20 protein-coding genes are annotated in these 23,099 nt (G+C 59.8%); 18 read left to right on the top strand and 2 right to left on the bottom strand.

Annotated features, from left to right (window positions below; all coding sequences use genetic code 11):
• Nucleotides 1–20: 20 nt before the first annotated feature.
• From AB3226_RS01705 to ltrA, 9 genes are all read left to right on the top strand, one after another.
• Nucleotides 21–911: an NAD(+) kinase gene (locus AB3226_RS01705; RefSeq protein ID WP_007906781.1), complete on the top strand. Its 891-nt coding sequence runs from the start codon at nt 21–23 to the stop codon at nt 909–911.
• On the top strand, nt 908–1,882 hold the full coding sequence (locus AB3226_RS01700) for a metallophosphoesterase (protein ID WP_367375731.1): 975 nt from the start codon (nt 908–910) through the stop codon (nt 1,880–1,882). The genes AB3226_RS01705 and AB3226_RS01700 overlap by 4 nt, the downstream gene beginning before the upstream one ends.
• A complete protein-coding gene (locus tag AB3226_RS01695; RefSeq protein ID WP_367371750.1) occupies nt 1,879–2,751 on the top strand; it encodes a rhomboid family intramembrane serine protease in 873 nt (290 codons plus the stop codon). The genes AB3226_RS01700 and AB3226_RS01695 overlap by 4 nt, the downstream gene beginning before the upstream one ends.
• Before the next feature lie 31 nt (nt 2,752–2,782).
• A complete protein-coding gene (locus AB3226_RS01690; protein WP_038984092.1) occupies nt 2,783–3,043 on the top strand; it encodes a YeaC family protein in 261 nt (86 codons plus the stop codon).
• Nucleotides 3,040–3,870 carry a DUF2797 domain-containing protein gene (locus tag AB3226_RS01685; protein ID WP_367371749.1) on the top strand — a complete coding sequence of 277 codons (831 nt, stop codon included), beginning with the start codon at nt 3,040–3,042 and terminating at the stop codon, nt 3,868–3,870. Before AB3226_RS01690 ends, AB3226_RS01685 begins: the two co-directional genes overlap by 4 nt.
• A gap of 10 nt (nt 3,871–3,880) precedes the next feature.
• Entirely contained in the window at nt 3,881–6,538 is a 2,658-nt protein-coding gene (pepN, locus tag AB3226_RS01680; protein ID WP_367371748.1) for an aminopeptidase N, read from the top strand.
• Nucleotides 6,539–7,653: 1,115 nt separating this feature from the next.
• The gene (locus AB3226_RS01675; RefSeq protein WP_367371747.1) at nt 7,654–8,721 is read left to right on the top strand and encodes a WD40/YVTN/BNR-like repeat-containing protein; all 1,068 of its coding nucleotides are present in this window, start codon (nt 7,654–7,656) and stop codon (nt 8,719–8,721) included.
• A gap of 28 nt (nt 8,722–8,749) precedes the next feature.
• The gene (locus AB3226_RS01670) at nt 8,750–11,134 is read left to right on the top strand and encodes an RND family transporter (RefSeq protein ID WP_008011335.1); all 2,385 of its coding nucleotides are present in this window, start codon (nt 8,750–8,752) and stop codon (nt 11,132–11,134) included.
• A 480-nt stretch (nt 11,135–11,614) separates the two neighbouring features.
• Nucleotides 11,615–13,036 carry a group II intron reverse transcriptase/maturase gene (gene ltrA, locus AB3226_RS01665; RefSeq protein WP_367371746.1) on the top strand — a complete coding sequence of 474 codons (1,422 nt, stop codon included), beginning with the start codon at nt 11,615–11,617 and terminating at the stop codon, nt 13,034–13,036.
• A gap of 195 nt (nt 13,037–13,231) precedes the next feature.
• Here ltrA and AB3226_RS01660 read toward each other — a convergent pair whose 3' ends face one another.
• Both AB3226_RS01660 and AB3226_RS01655 read right to left on the bottom strand, forming a co-directional pair.
• Nucleotides 13,232–13,951, bottom strand: a complete 720-nt coding sequence (locus AB3226_RS01660; protein ID WP_367371745.1) for a FadR/GntR family transcriptional regulator — start codon at nt 13,949–13,951, stop codon at nt 13,232–13,234.
• Nucleotides 13,952–14,160: 209 nt separating this feature from the next.
• Nucleotides 14,161–15,897: an IlvD/Edd family dehydratase gene (locus tag AB3226_RS01655; RefSeq protein ID WP_367371744.1), complete on the bottom strand. Its 1,737-nt coding sequence runs from the start codon at nt 15,895–15,897 to the stop codon at nt 14,161–14,163.
• Nucleotides 15,898–16,090: 193 nt separating this feature from the next.
• Between AB3226_RS01655 and AB3226_RS01650 the strand changes: the two genes are divergently transcribed.
• The 9 genes from AB3226_RS01650 (at nt 16,091) to AB3226_RS01610 (ending at nt 23,030) form a co-directional block, all read left to right on the top strand.
• Nucleotides 16,091–17,413, top strand: a complete 1,323-nt coding sequence (locus tag AB3226_RS01650) for an MFS transporter (RefSeq protein ID WP_367371743.1) — start codon at nt 16,091–16,093, stop codon at nt 17,411–17,413.
• Nucleotides 17,414–17,572: 159 nt separating this feature from the next.
• A complete protein-coding gene (gene araD1 / locus AB3226_RS01645; protein WP_367371742.1) occupies nt 17,573–18,565 on the top strand; it encodes an AraD1 family protein in 993 nt (330 codons plus the stop codon).
• A gap of 10 nt (nt 18,566–18,575) precedes the next feature.
• Complete coding sequence (locus tag AB3226_RS01640; protein ID WP_367371741.1) at nt 18,576–20,156, top strand: aldehyde dehydrogenase (NADP(+)); 1,581 nt, start codon at nt 18,576–18,578, stop codon at nt 20,154–20,156.
• Between the two features lie 165 nt (nt 20,157–20,321).
• The gene (locus AB3226_RS01635) at nt 20,322–20,618 is read left to right on the top strand and encodes a DUF5629 family protein (protein ID WP_038984082.1); all 297 of its coding nucleotides are present in this window, start codon (nt 20,322–20,324) and stop codon (nt 20,616–20,618) included.
• Nucleotides 20,611–21,780 (top strand): lactonase family protein, encoded by a 1,170-nt coding sequence (locus tag AB3226_RS01630; protein ID WP_367375730.1) that lies wholly within the window; start codon nt 20,611–20,613, stop codon nt 21,778–21,780. Before AB3226_RS01635 ends, AB3226_RS01630 begins: the two co-directional genes overlap by 8 nt.
• Nucleotides 21,781–21,935: 155 nt before the next feature.
• A complete protein-coding gene (locus AB3226_RS01625; RefSeq protein ID WP_367371740.1) occupies nt 21,936–22,115 on the top strand; it encodes a hypothetical protein in 180 nt (59 codons plus the stop codon).
• A gap of 207 nt (nt 22,116–22,322) precedes the next feature.
• A complete protein-coding gene (locus tag AB3226_RS01620) occupies nt 22,323–22,448 on the top strand; it encodes a hypothetical protein (RefSeq protein WP_301271561.1) in 126 nt (41 codons plus the stop codon).
• 115 nt (nt 22,449–22,563) lie between these two features.
• Nucleotides 22,564–22,776 (top strand): hypothetical protein, encoded by a 213-nt coding sequence (locus AB3226_RS01615; protein WP_367371739.1) that lies wholly within the window; start codon nt 22,564–22,566, stop codon nt 22,774–22,776.
• Nucleotides 22,773–23,030 carry a hypothetical protein gene (locus tag AB3226_RS01610; protein WP_367371738.1) on the top strand — a complete coding sequence of 86 codons (258 nt, stop codon included), beginning with the start codon at nt 22,773–22,775 and terminating at the stop codon, nt 23,028–23,030. The genes AB3226_RS01615 and AB3226_RS01610 overlap by 4 nt, the downstream gene beginning before the upstream one ends.
• Nucleotides 23,031–23,099 lie beyond the last annotated feature (69 nt).

Here is a 23,099-nt window from a genome sequence, read left to right as displayed (position 1 = left end):
CGCGTCCCAATAGGAGCCCCATGGAGCAATTTCGTAATATCGGCATCATCGGTCGCCTGGGCAGTTCTCAGGTGCTGGATACCGTCCGCCGACTGAAACGGTTTCTGCTCGATCGTCACCTGCACGTGATCCTCGAAGACACCATCGCCGAAGTCCTGCCGGGTCATGGCCTGCAAACTTCGTCGCGCAAGATGCTCGGTGAAGTGTGTGACATGGTGATTGTGGTCGGTGGTGACGGCAGCCTGCTGGGCGCCGCCCGGGCGCTGGCCCGACACAATATTCCGGTGCTCGGCATCAACCGTGGCAGCCTGGGATTCCTGACCGATATTCGTCCCGATGAGCTGGAAGTCAAAGTCGCCGAAGTGCTCGACGGCCACTACCTGGTGGAAAACCGCTTCCTGCTGCAAGCCGAAGTCCGCCGCCACGCCGAGGCCATTGGCCAGGGCGATGCGCTGAACGATGTGGTGCTGCACCCCGGCAAATCGACGCGGATGATCGAGTTCGAGTTGTACATCGACGGCCAGTTCGTCTGCAGCCAGAAGGCCGACGGCCTGATCGTTGCCACGCCAACCGGTTCGACCGCTTACGCGCTGTCGGCGGGCGGCCCGATCATGCATCCCAAGCTCGACGCTATTGTGATTGTGCCGATGTACCCCCATACCTTGTCAGGTAGGCCGATCGTGGTCGATGGCAACAGTGAGCTGAAAATCGTCGTGTCCAAAGATATGCAGATTTACCCGCAAGTCTCCTGTGACGGGCAGAATCACTTCACCTGCGCGCCCGGTGACACCATCACCATCAGCAAGAAAGCGCAGAAACTGCGGCTGATTCATCCGCTGGACCACAACTACTATGAAGTCTGCCGGACCAAGCTCGGCTGGGGCAGCAAGTTGGGTGGTGGAGGCGACTGATGCTCGATCCCGCGCGTAGCTACGACCTGATCGGTGACGTGCACGGTTGCGCTCTGACCCTTGAGCACTTGCTCGACCGGCTCGGTTACCACAAACAGGCTGGCGTCTGGCGGCATCCGTCGCGCATGGCGGTGTTCCTCGGCGACATCATCGACCGCGGCCCGCGGATTCGCGAGGCGCTGCACATCGTCCGTGACATGGTCGAGGCCGGGCAGGCGCTGTGCATCATGGGCAACCATGAATTCAACGCCCTTGGCTGGAGCACGCCAGCGCTGCCGGGCAGTGGCCAGCAGTTCGTGCGTGAACACACGCCGCGCCATGGCCGCCTGTTGCACGAAACCCTGACCCAGTTCGAAGACCATCCCGCGGAATGGCATGACTTCCTGCAATGGTTCTATGAACTGCCATTGTTCGTCGATGCCGGACGCTTTCGCGTCGTGCATGCCTGCTGGGATGCCAGCCTGATCGAGCCGTTGCGTGGATTGTTCCCCGACGGCTGCATCGATGAGCATTTCCTCCAGGCCTCCGCGGTACCGGGCAGTTTTGCCTGCACCGTGTTCGATCGCCTGTTACGCGGCACCGACATGCGCTTGCCCCACGGGTTGACCATGACCAGCGGCGACGGCCTGACGCGCTCGTTTTTCCGCACCAAGTTCTGGGAAGACGACCCGCAAACCTACGGAGACATAGTGTTCCAGCCCGACGCCTTGCCTGAGCCGGTGGCCCGCACGCCGCTATCGTCCCGCGAAAAAGACAACTTGCTGCGCTACGGCGTCGATGAGCCGCTGTTGTTCGTCGGTCATTACTGGCGCAGCGGCAAACCGGCGCCGATCCGCCCGAACCTGGCGTGCCTGGATTACAGCGCGGTGCTCTACGGCAAACTGGTCGCTTATCGCCTGGATCAGGAAACCCGTCTCGACCCGCATAAATTTGTCTGGGTCGATGTCGAGCGGCCGGAGGTGCTGCAATGACGGCGGTAGCGGTATTGCGTCTGCCTCTGGCGGTGGATTTGAGCGGGTTCGTCAAATTGCTGCAGCGTATGCAAGTGCCCCATCGGGTCAGCGAAGAGGCGGGCGAGCAGGTGCTGTGGGTCCCGGCCAACATCAGCGAAGACGTACGCTCATTGTACGAACGCTTTCCGGCGGGCGACCCCGATCAGCAACTGGATATCCCGATCGCGCAGACGCGACCGCGTCCGGGCTTCGTCGAGCAATTGCGCCACAGCAAGGCTACGGCGCTGGTGCTGCTGCTGAGTCTGATCGTCGGCATGGTGACGCTGCTGGGCGAAAATCTCGAAACGATACGCTGGCTGACCTTCCTCGATTTTCGTGTGGTCGGTGAGTACATCCATTTCACGCCATTGGCTGACAGCCTGGCGGCGGGGCAGTGGTGGCGTCTGGTGACGCCGATGCTGATCCACTTCGGCGTCCTGCACCTGGCCATGAACGGCATGTGGTACTGGGAACTGGGGCGGCGCATCGAGTCGCGTCAGGGCAGCATCAACCTGATCGGCCTGACGCTGTTGTTCAGCCTGGTGTCCAACTATACCCAATACCTTTTCAGCGGTCCGAGCCTGTTTGGCGGGTTGTCCGGGGTGCTGTACGGCCTGCTCGGGCATTGCTGGATCTTCCAGGTTCTGTCGCCGAACCCGGCGTATCGCCTGCCCCGAGGGGTGTTGGTGATGATGCTGGTGTGGTTGCTGGTGTGCCTGTCCGGGCTGGTCTCGATGATCGGCTTCGGCCAGATTGCCAACGCGGCCCACGTCAGCGGGTTACTCATCGGATGCTTCACCGGTTTGTTGGGCGGTTTGTACAACCGCCGTAAACTGACTTCCAAATAAGTTATGTGAATTAAAGAGCGCGGAGCCCTTAATGTCCTCTTTTAACGAAATGATCAAAAACATCACCCCGGATATCTATCAGAGCCTGAAACTGGCGGTGGAAATCGGCAAATGGTCCGACGGCGGCAAACTCACCGCCGAGCAGCGCGAACTGTCTCTGCAAGCGATGATCGCCTGGGAAATCCAGAACCTGCCCGAGGAAGAGCGCACCGGCTACATGGGCCCGCAGGAATGCGAGTCGAAGTCGATTGAAGTGCCAAACATTCTGTTCAAATCGGATGCCATCCATTGATCGAGATTGGCCGCGGTGCAATCAGCAAAATGTCGGCGCGCCTTGACGGGCCGAACGTTCAGTACGCTTTTCGTCTGGGCGACGCCGAGGTACCGGTCAATCCGTTGATCGGCACCACAGTGCGCCTGGAATACCTGGGGGCGATCCATTGCACCCATTGCGGACGCAAGACCAAAACCAGTTTCAGCCAGGGTTACTGCTACCCGTGCATGACCAAACTGGCGCAGTGCGACATTTGCATCATGAGCCCGGAACGTTGCCACTACGACGCCGGCACCTGCCGTGAGCCTGCGTGGGGCGAAAAGTTTTGCATGACCGATCATGTGGTGTATCTGGCCAATTCGTCAGGGGTGAAGGTCGGCATTACTCGCGCCACCCAGCTACCGACCCGCTGGCTCGATCAGGGCGCCAGCCAGGCCTTGCCGATCATGCGCGTCGCGACCCGTCAGCAGTCGGGCTTCGTCGAAGACCTGTTCCGTAGCCAGGTAGCCGACAAGACCAACTGGCGTGCTTTACTCAAGGGCGATGCGGTGTCGGTGGACCTGGCGCAGGTTCGCGATCAGTTGTTCGACAGCTGCGCCGAAGGCCTGCAAACATTGCAGGAACGATTTGGCCTACAAGCAATCCAGACCATTACCGATGTCGAACCGCTCGAGATCCGCTATCCGGTCGAGCAATACCCGGTCAAGATTGTCAGCTTCAACCTGGACAAGAACCCGATTGCCGAAGGCACGCTGCTGGGGATCAAGGGCCAGTACCTGATTTTCGACACCGGCGTGATCAATATTCGTAAATACACGGCCTACCAGCTCGCCGTGCATCAGTAAGGATTCCAGTATGCGCACCGAACAACCGAAGATGATCTACCTGAAGGACTATCAGGCACCTGAGTACCTGATCGACGAGACGCACCTGACCTTCGAGTTGTTCGAGGACCACAGCCTGGTCCATGCGCAACTGGTGATGCGCCGCAATCCTGAACGTGGCCCGGGCTTGCCGCCGCTGGTGCTGGACGGTCAGCAACTCGAGCTGCTGTCGGTGACATTGGCCGATCGTGAGCTGAGCGCCGCCGACTACCAGTTGACCGAGAATCACCTGACCCTGCAACCGACCGGTACAAGTTTTACGGTCGACACCAGCGTCAAGATCCACCCGGAAACCAACACCGCCCTGGAAGGCCTGTACAAATCCGGCACCATGTTCTGCACCCAGTGCGAGGCCGAAGGTTTCCGCAAGATCACCTATTACCTCGACCGCCCGGACGTGATGAGCACGTTCACCACCACGGTGGTCGCCGAGCAGCACAGCTATCCGGTGCTGCTGTCCAACGGCAACCCGATTGCCTCAGGTCCGGGCGAAGACGGCCGGCACTGGGCGACCTGGGAAGACCCGTTCAAGAAACCGGCTTACCTGTTCGCGTTGGTGGCCGGTGACTTGTGGTGCGTCGAAGACACCTTCACCACCATGACCGAGCGCTCCGTGGCGCTGCGTATCTACGTCGAGCCGGAAAACATCGACAAGTGCCAGCACGCCATGAACAGCCTGAAGAAGTCGATGCGCTGGGACGAAGAGGTTTACGGTCGCGAGTACGACCTGGACATCTTCATGATCGTCGCGGTCAACGACTTCAACATGGGCGCCATGGAGAACAAGGGCCTCAACATCTTCAACTCCAGTGCCGTACTGGCCCGCGCCGAAACCGCTACCGACGCCGCGCACCAGCGTGTGGAAGCGATCGTTGCCCACGAATACTTCCACAACTGGTCGGGCAACCGCGTGACCTGCCGCGACTGGTTCCAGTTGTCGCTCAAGGAAGGTTTCACCGTGTTCCGCGATTCCGGCTTCTCTGCCGACATGAACTCGGCCACGGTCAAACGCATCCAGGACGTTGCTTACCTGCGCACCCACCAGTTCGCCGAAGACGCCGGCCCGATGGCCCACGCGGTGCGCCCGGACAGCTTCATCGAGATTTCCAACTTCTACACCCTGACCGTGTACGAAAAGGGTTCGGAAGTGGTCGGCATGATCCACACCTTGCTTGGCGCCGAAGGCTTCCGCAAAGGCAGCGACCTGTACTTCGAACGCCATGATGGCCAGGCCGTGACCTGCGACGACTTCATCAAGGCCATGGAAGACGCCAACGGCGTTGACCTGACCCAATTCAAACGCTGGTACAGCCAGGCCGGCACACCGCGTTTGGCAGTGAGCGAGTCCTACGACGCCGCAGCGAAAACCTACAGCCTGACCTTCCGCCAGAGCTGCCCGGAGACCCCGGACAAGGTGGAAAAACTGCCGTTTGTGATTCCGGTGGAACTGGGCCTGCTGGACAGCAAGGGTGGCGAAATTGCCCTGCGTCTTTCCGGTGAAGCCAGTGCTCAAGGCACTTCGCGGGTTATTTCGGTGACAGAAGCCGAGCAGACCTTCACTTTCGTCGACATCGCTGAAAAGCCGCTGCCTTCGTTGCTGCGCGGGTTCTCGGCGCCAGTGAAACTGAGCTTCCCGTACAACCGCGATCAGCTGATGTTCCTGATGCAGCACGACAGCGACGGATTCAACCGCTGGGATGCCGGTCAGCAATTGTCGGTGCAGGTGCTGCAAGAGTTGATCGAACAGCAACAGAAGGGTGAAGCGCTGGTGCTGGATCAGCGTTTGGTTTCAGCACTGCGTACCGTGCTGTCCGACGACACACTGGATCAGGCGATGGTCGCCGAAATGCTCTCGTTACCGGGCGAGGCGTATCTGACCGAGATCAGTGAAGTGGCTGACGTAGATGCCATTCACACGGCTCGCGAGTTTGCCCGTAAGCAATTGGCTGAAGGCTTGTTCGAGGCATTGTGGCTGCGTTATCAGGCCAATCGCGATCTCTCGAAGAAAACGCCGTATGTGGCCGAGGCCGAGCATTTCGCCCGCCGTGCGCTGCAAAACATTGCGCTGTCGTACCTGATGCTCAGCGGCAAGCCGCAAGTGTTGGCGGCAACCCTTGAACAGTTCGACACCAGCGACAACATGACCGAGCGTCTGACGGCGTTGGCGGTGGTGGTGAATTCGCCATTCGAAGAGCAGAAAGCCACGGCGTTGGCGACCTTCGCTGAACGCTTCAAAGACAATCCGCTGGTCATGGATCAGTGGTTCAGCGTTCAGGCCGGCAGCCCATTGCCGGGCGGTCTGGAGCGGGTCAAAGCCTTGATGCAACACCCGGCGTTCACGATCAAGAACCCGAACAAGGTGCGGGCACTGATCGGCGCGTTTGCCGGGCAGAACCTGATCAACTTCCACGCGGCCGATGGTTCTGGATATCGGTTCCTGGCGGATCTGGTGATCGAGTTGAACGGGTTTAACCCGCAGATCGCCTCTCGCCAACTGGCGCCGCTGACTCGCTGGCGCAAATACGACGACGCCCGTCAGGCGTTGATGAAAGGTGAACTGGAGCGGATTCGCGCTTCTGGGCAACTGTCCAGCGACGTGTTTGAAGTGGTCAGCAAAAGCCTGGCTTGAGTTTGGTCTTGCTCCTTCAGGGTTCACACGGACCCTGTGGGAGCGAGGCTTGCCCGCGAAGGCGATCTGATAGCTGACCTGTCTCTTGTGGATGTACACCGATCAAATTGTGGGAGCTGGCTTGCCTGCGAAGGCGGCCTGATAGCCGACCGGGATTTTTGATGGTGTACATATCCGTTTCTGCGGTCACGGCGGCTGGCGGTTTCGCTCTTACAGCGAGTCCCTTTTCCAAACGCCGAAAAGGAACCAAAAGGCTTTGCCCCTCCATTCGGTGCCTCGCCTAGGCTCGGCATGCCATAACGAAGGCATTGCTCCGGGGGCCCGCCGCCATCGGCCATCCATGGCCGGGGGCGGCTACCGCGGCATCCTTGCCGCGGTGCCCCCTACGCAACGCCTGCGTTCGGCCTCTGGGAAAGGGGCAACAGATCACGATCAAGATCAAAAGCCAAAGCCAAAGCAACGGCAAGATCAACAGCTTCGCGAGCAAGCCCGCTGCCACAGTTGGGCTGGGTACATCCGGGGAAGATTGGTCGGCTGACAGATTGCCATCGCAGGCAAGCCAGCTCCCACAATAGATCGGCGTACGACAGCGCTTTTCACCACTCAACAGGCCGAGCGTTAGCTCACCTGCTGCTTTTGACCTTGATGCACCGCCCCCTCGAGAGGCTGAGTGGAGGTTCTGCGCAGTGGGCAACCCGGCATGGATGCCGGGTTAGCCGCGCACGGCCATGGATGGCCGATCGCGGCGGGCCCACGGAGCAGGACCGGAGCGAGGGCATGCCGAGCCTAGGCGAGGCACCGAACGACAGGGGCAGAAGCGCTTTGGTTACTTTCGCGCTTTTCGAAAGTGACTCGCTGTAAAAGCGAAACCAATAGAAGCCATTACCGCAGCAACGGATATGTACACCAAACCCCAACCCCCTCAGGTTAACAAAACATAACGTGGCGTCGATTGTCAGACCTTTCCAAACCCCGATAGGATAAGCCAGCTTCCGAAGGGGCTCTGGATTGCGGGTTTCAGGACTATGCTCCTGAATAGGTCAATCCCGGTGAGTACCCCTAACGGCGCCCTGAAGGGTTGAACGACCTAACAATAATAATGTGGGGGAAGGTCTATGAGTGAGCCTGTCATGGGTGTGAGTATTGGCCGCCCGCCGGCGTTACGCAGGTTCGCGTTGCTGGCTACAGCGCTCTCGCTGTTGGGCTGTACCGTGCTGTCGGCGCCCGCGCTGGCCGCTGCCGCGTCGGCCACCGATGTGGTTTATTCCGTTGAATCCGCCAAGGCCAGCAAAGGCCTGATGCTCGATGTCGTACACGCCGGCAAACGCCTGGTGGCGGTCGGCGATCGCGGGCACATTCTGTATTCCGATGACCAGGGCGCAACCTGGACCCAGGCCAAGGTGCCGACCCGGCAACTGCTGACGGCAGTGTTTTTTGTCGATGACAAACACGGCTGGGCCGTTGGCCATGATGCGCAGATCCTTGCCAGCGAAGACGGCGGCATCACCTGGACCAAACAATTCGAAGACCTGACACGCGAATCGCCGCTGCTCGACGTCTGGTTCAAGGACGTTAACAGCGGAGTTGCCGTGGGCGCTTACGGTGCCTTGTTGGAAACCACCGACGGCGGTAAAAACTGGGAAAACGTCAGCGATCGCCTGGACAACGAAGACCAGTACCACCTCAACGCCATTGCCGCGGTCAAGGATTCCGGCATTTTCATCGTAGGTGAGCAGGGCAGCATGTTCCGCTCCGCCGATGATGGGCAGACCTGGGAAAAGCTTGAGGGCCCCTATGAAGGCTCGCTGTTCGGTGTGATCGGCACTGCGCAACCGGCCACGCTGCTGGCCTATGGGTTGCGCGGCAATCTCTACCGTTCCACGGATTTCGGCAGTACTTGGGAGCAGGTCGAACTCAAGGCTGCACGCGGCGCGCTGGAGTTCGGTCTGTCCGGTGCCACGCTGCTCGACGATGGTTCCATCGTGATCGTCGGCAACGGCGGCAGCATTATTCGCAGCACCGACGACGGCGAAACCTTCAGCGTGTTCAACCGTCCGGATCGCATTTCCGTTTCGGCGGTGACGGCGGCAGGCAACGGCAATCTGATTCTGGCTGGACAGGGTGGTGTTCGCGTCACTTCGTCCACCGGCGCAGAGAATGGAAAAAACGGGTCGTCCAAATGAGCCGGGCAAATAATAAGAAGGCGGGTCTATGACATCCTTAAGCACTCCTCATCAGGACAAGGCGACATTTCTTGAACGCCTGATTTTCAACAACCGCCCGGCAGTCATCGTCATCTGCCTGCTGGTCAGTGTTTTCCTGTTCTGGCAGGCGACATTGATCCGGCCGTCCACCAGCTTCGAAAAAATGATTCCGCTCGAGCATCCGTTCATTGAAAAAATGATGGAGCACCGCAACGATCTGGCGAACCTGGGCAACACGGTGCGGATTTCCGTGGAAGCCACCGATGGCGACATCTTCTCCAAGGAATACATGGAGACCCTGCGTCAGATCAACGACGAGGTGTTCTACATTTCCGGTGTCGACCGTTCCGGTCTCAAGTCGCTGTGGAGCCCGAGCGTGCGCTGGACCGAGGTGACGGAGGAGGGCTTCGCCGGCGGTGAAGTGATTCCCCAGAGCTATAACGGCTCCCAGCAAAGCCTCGACCTGCTGCGCAACAACGTGCTCAAGTCCGGGCAAGTCGGGCGCCTGGTGGCCAACGACTTCAAGTCGAGCATCGTCGACATCCCGCTGCTGGAGTCCTACCCGGACCCGCAGGACCAGGGCAAGTTGCTGGCGCTGGACTACCGCAAGTTCTCTCACGAGCTAGAAGACAAGATCCGCAACAAGTTCGAAGCGCAGAACCCCAACGTGAAGATCCACATTGTCGGTTTCGCCAAGAAAGTCGGCGACCTGATTGATGGCTTGGTCATGGTGGTGATGTTCTTCGGCGTCGCCTTCGTCATCACGCTGATCCTGCTGTACTGGTTCACCAACTGCATGCGCAGTACCGTGGCGGTTTTGAGCACGACGCTGGTGGCGGTGGTCTGGCAGCTCGGCTTGATGCACTTCTTCGGCTTCGGGCTTGACCCGTACTCGATGCTGGTGCCGTTCCTGATCTTCGCCATCGGGATTTCCCACGGCGTGCAGAAAATCAACGGTATCGCCTTGCAGTCCAGCGAGGCGGAGAACGCGCTGACAGCGGCACGCCGCACATTCCGTCAGTTGTTTCTGCCGGGGATGATCGCGATCCTCGCGGATGCGGTGGGCTTTATCACGCTGTTGATCATCGACATTGGCGTGATTCGTGAACTGGCCATCGGCGCGTCCATCGGCGTGGCGGTGATCGTGTTTACCAACCTGATCCTGCTGCCGGTGGCGATTTCCTACGTCGGTATCAGTAAACGCGCCGTCGAACGCAGCAAAAAAGACGCGCACCGCGAACATCCGTTCTGGCGCCTGCTGTCGAACTTTGCCAGCCCGAAAGTTGCACCGATTTCCATTGCCCTGGCGCTGATCGCTTTTGGTGGCGGCCTCTGGTACAGCCAGAACCTGAAAATCGGCGACCTCGACCAAGGCGCGCCGGAACTGCGTCCGGACTCGCGTTACAACAAGGACAACAGCTTCATCATCAATAACTATTCCACCAGTTCCGACGTGCTGGTGGTGATGGTCAAGACCAAGTCCGAAGGTTGCTCGCGTTATGAGGCCATGGCGCCGATCGACGAGCTGATGTGGAAGATGCAGAACACCGAGGGCGTGCAGTCGGCGATCTCGCTGGTCACCGTGTCCAAGCAGATGATCAAGGGCATGAACGAGGGCAACCTGAAATGGGAAACCCTGTCGCGCAACCCGGACGTGCTGAACAACTCCATCGCCCGTGCCGATGGCCTGTACAACAACAATTGCTCCCTGGCCCCGGTGCTGGTGTTCCTCAACGACCACAAGGCTGAAACCCTGGACCGTGCGGTGCATGCGGTGCAGGACTTCGCCAAAGACAACAACAAGGAAGGCCTGGAATTCATCCTTGCCGCCGGTAATGCCGGGATCGAAGCAGCCACCAACGAGGTGATCAAACGCTCCGAACTGACCATTCTGGTTCTGGTGTACATCTGCGTCGCGACCATGTGCATGATCACCTTCCGTTCCTGGGCGGCGACCTTGTGTATCGTGTTGCCGCTGGTGCTGACTTCGGTACTCGGCAACGCGTTGATGGCGTTCATGGGCATCGGCGTGAAAGTGGCGACCTTGCCGGTGGTGGCGCTCGGGGTGGGGATTGGCGTGGACTACGGGATCTACATCTACAGCCGTCTGGAAAGCTTCCTGCGTGCGGGTCTGCCGCTGCAAGAGGCGTACTACCAGACGCTGAAGTCCACCGGTAAAGCCGTACTGTTCACCGGCCTGTGCCTGGCGATCGGCGTGTGCACCTGGATCTTCTCGGCGATCAAGTTCCAGGCCGACATGGGTCTGATGCTGACCTTCATGCTGCTCTGGAACATGTTCGGCGCGTTGTGGCTGCTGCCAGCGCTGGCGCGGTTCCTGATCAAGCCGGAAAAACTGGCAGGGCAGAAGGGCAACTCGCTGTTTGCTCACTGACCGGTCGTTGAAACAACAAAGCCGCAACCTTGGTTGCGGCTTTTTTTTTATACGTGCGCCAGGCATGGCGCGTTGCGCGCAAGCGCAACCAGCTTGGCTGTGGTGGCCTCGCTGGTGACTTGGAGGTGAAAGTCCTCTACACACCCGGCAAGGGGAAGTGTTAGCCAGAGGCAAGGGTGTCGCGGGTGACCGCGAATCTGAAGGAAGCCCGAGGCAAAATGCTGGCCTGACGAACAGCAAGCGGATAGAGGCGGCGCAGCGGGGTAAAGGGGCGTGTTTCCCTAAAGCCCAATACTTGCACGGGACGCTGCGACGTAGATCCGACAGGCATAAGCAGGAAGGTCGCGCGAATTACCCTGGGAGATCTGCACGTTTGCCACAGTGCTACCGAGCGTCGAGAGGCGACGGGATGAACGTGCAGAAGTCAGCCGAGGCCGTAGTAAGTGGCGAATAACCCCGTCACCAAGGGCTGAACAAGTTATGCCGCCAGTAGGCGTCAAAGTCTCGTTGAATACCGAAATGCAGAAAGTTCTCCAAGAGAAGACTGTTACTCCGAGTCCCGGACAGTATCCGAGGATGACGGCTGACAGCGCACAGGTATCGGCGGCGTCTGTGACGTGGACGAACGCGGAGCCGGACACGCTGATGGAGCGGGTGCTTGCACCGGTCAACCTTAGGCGTGCGTATCAACGTGTGGTCAGCAACAAGGGCGCACCGGGTGCCGATGGCATGACGGTCGACGACTTGGCGGACTACGTGAAACAGTATTGGCCGACCCTCAAGGTGAGGTTGCTGGCCGGCGAGTATCACCCGCAGGGTGTACGCGCCGTTGACATCCCCAAACCCAAAGGTGGAACACGGCAACTGGGTATTCCCAGCGTCGTGGATCGCTTGATCCAACAGGCACTGCTGCAACAGCTCACGCCAATCTTCGATCCTCTGTTCTCGGACTACAGCTACGGCTTTCGTCGGGGTAGAAGCGCTCACCAAGCCATCGAAACCGCTCGCGGCCACGTGGCAGCGGGTCACCGCTGGTGCGTGGAACTTGATCTCGAGAAGTTCTTTGATCGGGTCAACCACGATGTCCTGATGGCCTACGTGGCGCGTCAAATCGAAGACAAGCGTGTGCTCACGCTGATCCGTCGTTACCTCGAAGCGGGAACGATGTCGGGCGGACTCGTCAGCCGACGGCAGGAAGGGACGCCGCAAGGCGGCCCGCTCTCGCCGTTGCTGTCGAACATCCTGCTCAACGAACTCGACCGCGAACTTGAACGGCGAGGCCATCGCTTCGTGCGTTATGCCGACGACGCGAACATCTATGTGCGCAGCCAGCGAGCTGGCACACGGGTGATGGCCGGTGTTGGGCGTTTCCTGAATCAGCGCCTGAAACTGACGCTGAACCGGGAAAAGAGCCACGTAGCACGGCCTTGGGTCTGCGACTATCTGGGTTATGGGATGAGCTGGCATCAGCAACCGAGGCTGAGAGTGGCGACGATGAGTCTGGGTCGCTTGCGCGACCGGTTAAGAGACCTGCTGCGCGGGGCGCGGGGCCACAAGATGGCGAATGTCATCGAACGGATAAACCCTGTACTGCGCGGGTGGGCAGGCTACTTCAAGCTCAGTCAGAGCAAACGGCCACTTGAGGAAATTGACGGCTGGGTGCGGCGCAAACTTCGCTGCGTCGTCTGGCGTCAATGGAAGCGGCCCTCAACGAGGGCACGTAACTTGATGCGCCTGGGGCTTAGCGAAGCTCGCGCCTGCAAATCAGCCTTCAATGGCCGAGGCCCATGGTGGAGCTCGGGAGCATCTCATATGAATCAGGCGCTGCCGAAGAAGCTATGGGATCAACTTGGGTTGGTCTCGGTACTGGATACGATAAACCGGCTTAGCCGCATAGCTTGAACCGCCGTATACGGATCCGTACGTACGGTGGTGTGAGAGGACGGCGGATGTAAATCCGCCTCCTACTCGATCTCATGTTCACACCAGTCCCTGTGGGAGCGGGCTTGCCCGCGATGACGGTTTAACATTCAACATTTGTATTGACTGATCCGCCGCCATCGCGGGCAAGCCCGCTCCCACAGGGTTCGGTGGTGGTTATGAGGGATCGGTTCCCAACACCACATTCAACGCACTGCGCGCATCATCCAGTTGCACCAGCGTCGCATGCCGTGCGCCCAGCGCATCGCGATTCTCGATAGCGGTCAGGATCGCCTTGTGCCGTGGCATCGCCAATTCATGCAGATTCGGTCGTTGGTTGGAATGCTTCAAGGCTTCTGCAATCGCCACCGACAGCATGTTGCACAGGTTCGCCAGCAAGTCGTTATGAGTCGCGTCGGCGATGCGGCTATGGAAATCCAGATCCGGTTGCAACAAGGCTTCCGGGGTCGGTGCCGCTTCCATGCGTTGGTAGGCTTCACCGATGGAGGCGATGTCTTCGTCGGTGGCGAACTGCGCGGCCAACGCGGCGGCGGCCGGCTCGATGATGCTGCGCACACTGGTCAACAGATCAAAGAATTCATTTTGCGGGCTGCTTTGCATCAGCCAGTGCAGCACGTCCGGGTCAAGCATGTGCCATTCCTTGCGCTGCTTGACCACCGTGCCGACCCGCGGACGGGAATACACCAGGCCCTTGGCGACCAGCACTCGGGTGGCTTCGCGCAGGACCGGCCGGCTGACCGCGTATTCCTCGCACAGCAGGGCTTCGGCGGGCAGTTTGTCGTCCGGTTTGAAGCGTCCCGAGACGATCTGCATGCCCAGTTCCTGGACGATGCGCGAATGCATGCTTTTGCGTTCGGAGGGTTTGCGGTAATCCATGGGGAACGACGCGATCCTGTGCGATGGGGGTGCGGCGCATGATAGCAGGCGCGGCGAGTGATGGTCGTCAGAGCAAGCACAGTCCTGACTCAGATGAAGATCAATATGTGGGAGCGGGCTTGCCCGCGATGGGGCCATCACATTTAACATTGATGGCGACTGATCCACCGCTATCGCGGGCAAGCCCGCTCCCACAGGGGTTGTGGTAATTAGTGAGAATGGCGCGGCACTTCGGCCCCTCGGCAACCAACCAGGAAGTCGAAGTCGCAACCCTGATCCGCCTGCAGCACATGGTCGATGTACAACTGACGATAACCGCCCACGATCAATTGCTGTGGCGGCTGCAGGTCGGCCATGCGCGCCGCCAGCTCTGCATCCGGAATGTCCAGGTGCAAACGCCCGTTGGCGCAATCAAGCTCGATCCAGTCGCCTTCCTTCACTGTCGCCAAAGGCCCACCAGCCGCCGCTTCCGGTGCCACATGCAGAACAACAGTGCCGTACGCGGTGCCGCTCATGCGTGCGTCGGAAATCCGCACCATGTCGGTCACGCCCTGGGCCAGCAGCTTGGCCGGTAATCCCATGTTGCCGACTTCGGCCATGCCCGGATAACCCTTCGGACCGCAGTTTTTCATCACCAGAATCGAATGGGCATCTACATCCAGTTCCGGATCGTTGATCCGCGCCTTGTACATGTCGAAGTTCTCGAACACCACAGCACGCCCGCGATGTTGCATCAATTCGGCACTCGCGGCGGATGGCTTGAGCACCGCACCGAGTGGCGCCAGGTTACCGCGCAGCACACAGATGCCGCCGTCGGCGCGGATCGGGTTGTCGAGGGTGCGGATCACTTCGTCCTGACCGTAGATCGGCGCGTCCTTGGTGTTCTCGCCGATGGTTTTGCCGTTAACGGTGAGGGCATTCGGGTTCGGAATCAGGTTGGCTTCGCCGAGGCGACGCAGTACCGCGGGCAAGCCGCCGGCGTAGTAGAACTCTTCCATCAGGAAGCGCCCGGACGGTTGCAGGTCGACGATGGTCGGCATGCCGCGACCGATGCGGGTCCAGTCATCCAGATCCAGCTCGACACCGATGCGCCCGGCGATGGCTTTCAAGTGGATCACCGCGTTGGTTGAACCGCCGATGGCGGCGTTTACCCGGATGGCATTTTCGAAGGCTTCCTTGGTCAGGATCTTCGACAGTTTCAAATCTTCACGCACCATCTCCACTGCGCGCATGCCCGACATGTGCGCCAACACATAACGGCGCGCATCGACCGCCGGAATCGCCGCGTTGTGGGGCAGGGAAGTGCCGAGTGCTTCGGCCATGCAGGCCATGGTCGAGGCCGTGCCCATGGTGTTGCAGGTGCCGGCCGAGCGTGACATGCCGCCCTCGGCCGCGAGGAAATCGTCGAGGGTGATGGTGCCAGCCTTGACCTGTTCGCTGAGCTGCCAGACCACCGTGCCCGAGCCGATGTCCTGGCCCTTGTGCTTGCCGTTGAGCATCGGCCCACCGGTGACGACGATGGCCGGCACGTCGCAACTGGCCGCGCCCATCAGCAGTGCCGGAGTGGTTTTGTCGCAACCGGTGAGCAGCACCACGCCATCGATCGGGTTACCGCGAATCGCTTCCTCGACGTCCATGCTCGCCAGGTTACGGGTAAGCATCGCAGTGGGGCGCAGGTTCGATTCGCCGTTGGAGAACACCGGGAATTCCACTGGAAAACCGCCGGCTTCGATCACCCCGCGTTTGACGTGCTCGGCGATCTGCCGGAAATGCGCGTTGCACGGGGTCAGTTCCGACCAGGTGTTGCAGATGCCGATGATCGGCTTGCCGTGGAACTGATGGTCGGCGATGCCCTGATTCTTCATCCAGCTGCGGTACATGAAGCCGTTCTTGTCGGCGGTGCCAAACCATTGGGCGGAGCGCAGGGTGGGTTTCTTATCAGACATAATCTGTTCTCTTATTGTATGACTATATTGTTTGAGCTACGGCGTAACATAAGCGCAATTTCGGCTGTTTGGAAGTGTTGTTGGTTAAATAGTATTACTATATAGTCGTTTTCAACGGAGGGATGGCCCTGGCAGTTTTCTGCGAGAGGCGTCCCCCGAGGTTCTATAACAACAACAATCGGAGACCGAACTCATGAGCCAGGAACTGCGGCTTATTCGCCGCATCACGCTGAAACTGATTCCCTTCCTGATCCTGCTGTACCTGATCGCCTATGTAGATCGCTCCGCGGTAGGTTTCGCCAAGCTGCACATGGGCGCCGATATCGGCCTGGGTGACGCGGCTTATGGCCTGGGTGCCGGGCTGTTCTTCATTGGCTACTTCCTGCTGGAAATCCCCAGCAACCTGATGCTCGACCGCTTCGGCGCCCGGCGCTGGTTTGCGCGGATCATGGTCACTTGGGGCGCCATCACCATCGGCATGGCATTCGTCCAGGGACCGAACAGCTTCTATGTGATGCGCTTTCTGCTCGGTGCGGCCGAAGCCGGTTTCTTCCCGGGCGTTCTGTACTACATCACCCAATGGTTCCCGATCCGCCATCGCGGCAAGATCCTCGGGCTGTTCATCCTTTCCCAACCCATCGCGATGATGATCACCGGCCCGGTGTCCGGCGGCTTGCTGGGCATGGACGGGATTCTTGGGCTGCACGGTTGGCAGTGGCTGTTCATCGTCATCGGTACTCCCGCGATCCTGCTGACCTGGCCGGTGCTGCGTTACCTGCCGGACGGCCCGCAACAGGTGAAATGGATGGACCAGTCTGAGAAAGACTGGCTGACCGGCGAGCTGAAAAAGGACTTGGAAGAATACGGCCAGACCCGCCACGGCAATCCGCTGCATGCGCTGAAGGACAAACGTGTGTTGCTGCTGGCGCTGTTCTATCTGCCGGTGACCCTGAGCATCTACGGTCTCGGTTTGTGGTTGCCGACGTTGATCAAGCAATTCGGTGGCACTGACCTGGTGACCGGGTTCGTGTCGTCGGTGCCGTACATCTTCGGGATCATCGGTTTGCTGATCATTCCGCGCAGCTCCGATCGCTTGAATGATCGCTACGGTCATTTGGCCGTGCTGTATGTGTTGGGCGCCATCGGTCTGTTCCTCAGCGCCTGGTTGACGGTGCCGGTGCTGCAATTGGCGGCGCTGTGCCTGGTGGCGTTCGCGCTGTTTTCCTGCACTGCGGTGTTCTGGACCTTGCCGGGTCGCTTCTTCGCCGGCGCCAGTGCAGCGGCGGGGATCGCGTTGATCAACTCAGTGGGCAACCTCGGAGGCTACATCGGCCCGTTCGTGATCGGCGCGTTGAAGGAATACACCGGCAATCTGGCGTCGGGGTTGTACTTCCTGTCTTGCGTGATGGTGTTCGGCCTGGTGCTGACGGGTGTGGTTTATCGGCTGCTGGAGCGTAAGCACGTGCTGCCGGCTGACCAGTTCGCCGCTAGTGCTCGGGGGGCGACCCGCACCTGACACGAAATAGGCGATCACCACCGACCCTGTGGGAGCGGGCTTGCCCGCGATGACGGCAGCACCTTCACCATTGATGTGTCAGACAGATCGCTATCGCGGGCAAGCCCGCTCCCACAGGGTTCTGCGTGTTTTGAAGTTTTGCGTTAACAGGAGAAAATCATGCGTTTAGTTCAGTTCGAATTGAGTAACGGCGAACGCCGCGTCGGCGTGGTCGAGGACGGCCTGGTGCGCGAAGTGCGGGATGCACGCACGGTGCGGGATCTGGCGCTGGCGGCGATCGAGGCGGGCGTCAATCTTGAGCAACAGGTTCAAACCCTGGGGCTGGGCATCGGCCACGACTATTCAGCGCTGCTGGCCAATCTGCAAATCCTGCCGCCGCTGGATCACCCGGACCCGGCGCACATGCTGGTCAGCGGCACCGGCCTGACCCATCTGGGCAGCGCTTCGGCCCGGGACAAAATGCATCAGCAGGCCGGCGACGAAACCGCCATGACCGACACCATGCGCATCTTCAAGTGGGGTGTGGAGGGCGGTAAACCCGCGACGGGCCAGGCTGGCGTGCAACCGGAGTGGTTCTACAAGGGCGACGGCAGCATCGTCGTACGACCGGGCCAGCCGTTCCCGTTGCCGCCGTTTGCCGAAGATGCCGGGGAGGAGCCCGAGCTCAGCGGTCTCTATGTGATCGGTCACGACGGCAAACCGTATCGCCTCGGTTTCGCGGTGGGCAACGAGTTCTCCGATCATGTGATGGAGCGCAAGAATTACCTTTATCTGGCCCATTCGAAATTGCGCAGTTGCAGCTATGGCCCGGAGCTTCGGGTCGGCGAATTGCCCCAGCATCTGGTCGGCACCAGCCGGATCCTGCGTGACGGTGAAGTGTTGTGGCAGAACGAGTTCCTCAGTGGCGAAGCGAACATGTGCCACAGCCTGGAAAACCTCGAGTATCACCATTTCAAATACAGCCAGTTCCTGCGCCCCGGCGACGTGCACATTCACTTCTTCGGCACCGCGACCCTGTCTTTCGCTGACGGCATTCGCACCCAACCGGGTGACGTATTCGAGATCAGTCAGGCCGAGTTCGGCGCGCCCTTGATCAATGGCATTGAGCCCGTTGAAGCGGCGTTCGAACCTGGCACCGTCGGCACACTTTAAGGAGACACCCATGACCCGGATTCTTGGCCACAACTACATTGGCGGTCAGCGCAGCGCTACCGGCGCCGTCGAGCTCCAGAGCGTCGACGCCAGTACTGGCGAGGCTTTGCCTCACGATTTCTATCAGGCCACCCTTGATGAAGTCGACGCCGCCGCGAAGGCTGCCGCCGCTGCTTACCCGGCCTATCGCAGCCTGAGCGCTGAACGACGTGCGCAATTCCTCGATGCGATTGCCGATGAACTGGACGCGTTGGGCGATGACTTTGTCGCCGTGGTCTGCTGCGAAACAGCATTGCCGGCCGGCCGGATTCAAGGCGAACGTGGTCGCACCAGCGGCCAGATGCGTTTGTTCGCCAAGGTGCTGCGGCGCGGTGATTTCTATGGGGCGCGGATTGATCGCGCGCTGCCAGAACGTACGCCATTGCCACGTCCGGATTTGCGTCAGTACCGCATCGGCCTGGGGCCGGTCGCCGTGTTTGGCGCGAGTAACTTTCCGTTGGCATTCTCTACCGCAGGCGGCGACACCGCTTCAGCATTGGCCGCCGGCTGCCCGGTGGTATTCAAGGCGCACAGCGGCCATATGGCGACCGCTGAATGGGTGGCCGACGCGGTGATCCGCGCCGCCGAGAAAACCGCCATGCCGGCCGGTGTGTTCAATATGATCTACGGCGGCGGGGTGGGTGAAGCGTTGGTCAAGCACCCGGCGATTCAGGCGGTCGGTTTTACCGGCTCACTGAAGGGAGGGCGTGCGCTGTGCGACATGGCCGCGGCACGGGCGCAGCCGATTCCGGTGTTCGCCGAGATGTCGAGCATCAACCCGGTGATCGTGCTGCCTCAAGCGTTGGAAGCTCGGGCTGAAAGCGTCGCCCGTGACCTCACGGCTTCGGTGGTGCAGGGCTGTGGGCAGTTCTGTACCAATCCGGGGTTGGTGATCGGCATTCGTTCGCCGCAGTTCAGTGCGTTCGTGCAGCAGGTGGCGGGGCTGATTGGCGATCAACCGGCGCAAACCATGCTCAATGTCGGTACGTTGAGCAGCTATGGCAAAGGCCTGCAGAAACTTCTCGCGCATCCGAAGATCGAGCATTTGGCGGGCGTTCCGCAACAGGGCAATCAGGCGCAACCGCAACTGTTCAAGGCCGATATGAGCCTATTGCTCGATGGCGATGAAGTGCTGCAAGAAGAAGTGTTTGGGCCGACCACGGTGTTCGTCGAAGTGGCGGATCAGGTGCAACTCAGTGCCGCGTTGAACGGTTTGCATGGGCAACTGACGGCAACGATCATCGGTGAGCCGGCGGACTTTGAACAGTTCAGCGAGCTGACGGCATTGCTGGAACAGAAGGTCGGGCGGATCCTGCTCAACGGCTATCCGACCGGCGTGGAAGTCTGCGACGCGATGGTGCATGGCGGGCCGTACCCGGCGACTTCCGATGCGCGCGGCACATCGGTGGGTACCCTGGCCATCGACCGTTTCCTGCGCCCGGTATGCTTCCAGAACTACCCCGACAGCCTGCTGCCGGAAGCACTGAAGAACGGCAATCCGCTGCGCATCCAACGCCTGGTCGACGGCAAGCCATCGCGCGAAGCCCTCTAACGACTGATCACAATCCCTGTGGGAGCGGGCTTGCCCGCGATAGCGATCTGGCAGTCACAGCGATGTTGGATGTACTGCCGCCATCGCGGGCAAGCCCGCTCCCACAGGGACCAGTGGAACGGCATGAGCTATCATTGCCTCTTTCTCATTCAAAGATTGACTGCCATGACTGCCGTAAACGACACCTTGATCAACGCCCTCGAACACTGCGACATGCTGGAGATCGACGGGCTGCACGCGTTCGACTTTTCTCTCGATGAAGACGATAACCTGCACATCGAATGCATGGACGGGCGGGCGCTCAAGCGCTGGGAGTTCAGCGTGGCGCAGATCGCGGCGGCAACGTTTGATCCCGACTTGAAGAGCTGGATCATTACCGGTGATTCCGGCGAGCACCGGTTGGTGCCTATGGAAGCGTTCGGCGGTGGTGACGACGAGGACGAAACGAATGAGGATGCGTAACCTCTGGCCACTGTTGATGGCCGGCAGTGTCGCCGCAATGGGCGTGCAAGCGGCCCCGGCGGACAGTTACGAGTTGCTGGTGGGGTCGTATACCTCTGGCCAGAGCCAGGGGATTTATCGTCTGAACTTCGACAGCCGCACCGGGCAGATCGACGCCAAACCCCTGCAAGTGGTGAAGAGCGCCAACCCGTCCTGGCTGGCCGTGTCCAAGGATCAACAGCGCCTGTTCGCGGTCAACGAAAACGGCCCCGGTCAGGCCGATCCGGTAGGTCGCGTCAGCAGTTATGCAATTGATCCCAAGACCCACGAGTTGAGCCTGATCAGTCAGGCGCAAACCCTGGGTAACGAACCGACGCATTCGAGCGTCAGCGGCGATGCCAGCCACTTGTTTGTCAGCAACTACTCGGTGGCTGAAGACCCGGGCGGCACCTTGGCGGTGTTACCGGTGGGCACCGATGGCAAGCTAAAACCCGTCGTGCAGATGAGCAGTCATCCAGCCAGCCGGGTCAATCCTGAACGGCAGAAGTCAGCGCACGTGCATTCGGTGGTTTCGTCACCGGATGGCCAGTACGTGTTTTCCAACGACTTGGGGGCGGACAAGATCTTCGTCTATCGCTTCGATCCCAAGGCCAATCCGGAACTGCCGTTGACCGCCGCCAAACCGGCGTCCGTCCAATTGCCACCCGGCAGCGGGCCGCGACACTTGCTGTTCAGTGCCGATGGAAAACACGCCTGGCTGACGATGGAAATGAGCGCGCAGGTCGCAGTGTTCGATTACCGCGACGGCAAGCTTGAGCAAACGCAGTTGGTCGATCTGGCGGCGGGTCTGCCGACATCGGGCAAGGCTGCGGCTGCGCTTCACGCCTCGGCCGATGGCAAGTTCCTTTACGTCAGCAACCGTGGCACCACCAATCAGTTGCTGGTGTTCGCCATCGACCCGGCGACCGGCCACCTCAAAGAGCTGCAGCGCCGCTCCGTGGATGGTGATCACCCGCGCGAGTTCAGCCTCGATCCGAGTGGCAAGTTCGTGCTGATTGCCAACCAGAAGAGCAACCAGATTGTCGTCGTCGAGCGCGACGCCAAGACCGGGCTGTTGGGTAAAACCGTGCAGAAACTGCCGATGGACGCCCCCAGCGATCTCAAGTTCCTGGTGCGTCAATAGACCGCAGGCCCCGGTTGATGGGGCCTGCAACCTTCTATTAATGAGACTGATATCGGCTAATGCTACAAAGCATTTCAAGGCGCCGACCCTCGGGAGTTAAGTTTGCTTCACGGCCCCACCGGGCAAGCAAGCCAACTGAATCGAGGAATACCGCCATGAACTTCAATCTCTTCTCCGTCATCGCCGCTTCCGCTATCTCTGCCACCGTTGCGCTGCCAGCCAACGCCAACGTTGAAATCAGCGACAAAAAATCCCACACCCAAAGCTACACCCAGAAATACCTGCAACAGAGCGCCAACTTCTACGCTGCTCTGGATCACAAATCCCAACACTGAAATGTAAGCCTCTGCACCTTTTATGCAGGAGCGAAGTCACTTGCCGATCGACCTGTAAGGCGTCGAAAAGCGTCGAAGTGATGTCGCTCCTGCATAACGCGTTTACGACAGCATCATATTGATATCAAGGTATTGCTTGATATCACATGGCCATGAGTTTAAATTTGGCGCTGATTTTTTGACTCCTTCCCTAAAAGGATCGACAGCATGGCGATGCGTCTGGCAGTGGTTCTCCTGTTTCTCTATTCCACCCCGATTCTATCGGCCGCCGAGCCCGTTCCCAACGAGCCGGAAGCGGCCCGCGAGCGCTTGATGAGTTTTATCGAGGACTGAAACACGCTGGGTTCATGATCAATAAAACTGATAGCTACTATGGATAAAGGTCGCTAGTTATCTTCTGTTTTTTGATTGACTCTGTGGGCACTGAAACATGCCCACGGAGAACACCATGGCCAGCGCAATCATCACTTCTGCCAAATACGGCGCCTACCTGGCCATCGGTCTTTACGTGGCCATGGTGTTGGTCGTCAGCCTTTCGGCTCAATCGCAACAAAGCCTTCAAGCACCGATCCAGGTCGGTTATCCCGCCATTCAATTCGAACACCGTGCTCAAAACGTAATGGTCGATCACGCCGACGTAGCGGGAGTGGTGGGGGCATGAAAGGACGCAAACTCTGGGGCATCGCCTTCCTGGCATTCATGACCAATGGCGCTTCTTTGCTGGGAATCGGGCAGGCCTCGGCGGGGTCGGTGGCTCGGGCCATCGAATGCAACCACAACATCACCCACAACATTCAGACTGCCAAGGCTCTGGAGCTGCTGGTGGGGAATCCGCCGATCAAATCCAATGGCGAATTCTTCGGGCCGTTCCAGGTGGATTGCTCGGCGTTGGGGATGTGCGCGGTATTGGCATGAGTCCCCAATCTAATGTGGCGAGGGAGCTTGCTCCCGCTGGGCTGCGCAGCGGCCCCAAAACCTGCCACC

This window comes from Pseudomonas lini, from assembly GCF_964063345.1.
In the GTDB taxonomy this organism is placed as follows: Bacteria; Pseudomonadota; Gammaproteobacteria; order Pseudomonadales; family Pseudomonadaceae; genus Aquipseudomonas; species Aquipseudomonas lini_B.
This window is presented reverse-complemented; position numbering and strand designations above follow the sequence as displayed.

What these genes read in the sequence shown, in the direction of transcription:
- AB3226_RS01705 (WP_007906781.1), top strand. Translation starts at nt 21, where the DNA reads ATGGAGCAATTTCGTAATATCGGCATCATCGGTCGCCTGGGCAGTTCT.
- AB3226_RS01695 (WP_367371750.1), top strand. Translation starts at nt 1,879, where the DNA reads ATGACGGCGGTAGCGGTATTGCGTCTGCCTCTGGCGGTGGATTTGAGC.
- AB3226_RS01690 (WP_038984092.1), top strand. Translation starts at nt 2,783, where the DNA reads ATGTCCTCTTTTAACGAAATGATCAAAAACATCACCCCGGATATCTAT.
- pepN (WP_367371748.1), top strand. Translation starts at nt 3,881, where the DNA reads ATGCGCACCGAACAACCGAAGATGATCTACCTGAAGGACTATCAGGCA.
- AB3226_RS01675 (WP_367371747.1), top strand. Translation starts at nt 7,654, where the DNA reads ATGAGTGAGCCTGTCATGGGTGTGAGTATTGGCCGCCCGCCGGCGTTA.
- AB3226_RS01670 (WP_008011335.1), top strand. Translation starts at nt 8,750, where the DNA reads ATGACATCCTTAAGCACTCCTCATCAGGACAAGGCGACATTTCTTGAA.
- ltrA (WP_367371746.1), top strand. Translation starts at nt 11,615, where the DNA reads ATGCCGCCAGTAGGCGTCAAAGTCTCGTTGAATACCGAAATGCAGAAA.
- AB3226_RS01660 (WP_367371745.1), bottom strand. Translation starts at nt 13,951, where the DNA reads ATGGATTACCGCAAACCCTCCGAACGCAAAAGCATGCATTCGCGCATC.
- AB3226_RS01655 (WP_367371744.1), bottom strand. Translation starts at nt 15,897, where the DNA reads ATGTCTGATAAGAAACCCACCCTGCGCTCCGCCCAATGGTTTGGCACC.
- AB3226_RS01650 (WP_367371743.1), top strand. Translation starts at nt 16,091, where the DNA reads ATGAGCCAGGAACTGCGGCTTATTCGCCGCATCACGCTGAAACTGATT.
- araD1 (WP_367371742.1), top strand. Translation starts at nt 17,573, where the DNA reads ATGCGTTTAGTTCAGTTCGAATTGAGTAACGGCGAACGCCGCGTCGGC.
- AB3226_RS01640 (WP_367371741.1), top strand. Translation starts at nt 18,576, where the DNA reads ATGACCCGGATTCTTGGCCACAACTACATTGGCGGTCAGCGCAGCGCT.
- AB3226_RS01635 (WP_038984082.1), top strand. Translation starts at nt 20,322, where the DNA reads ATGACTGCCGTAAACGACACCTTGATCAACGCCCTCGAACACTGCGAC.
- AB3226_RS01630 (WP_367375730.1), top strand. Translation starts at nt 20,611, where the DNA reads ATGCGTAACCTCTGGCCACTGTTGATGGCCGGCAGTGTCGCCGCAATG.
- AB3226_RS01625 (WP_367371740.1), top strand. Translation starts at nt 21,936, where the DNA reads ATGAACTTCAATCTCTTCTCCGTCATCGCCGCTTCCGCTATCTCTGCC.
- AB3226_RS01620 (WP_301271561.1), top strand. Translation starts at nt 22,323, where the DNA reads ATGGCGATGCGTCTGGCAGTGGTTCTCCTGTTTCTCTATTCCACCCCG.
- AB3226_RS01615 (WP_367371739.1), top strand. Translation starts at nt 22,564, where the DNA reads ATGGCCAGCGCAATCATCACTTCTGCCAAATACGGCGCCTACCTGGCC.
- AB3226_RS01610 (WP_367371738.1), top strand. Translation starts at nt 22,773, where the DNA reads ATGAAAGGACGCAAACTCTGGGGCATCGCCTTCCTGGCATTCATGACC.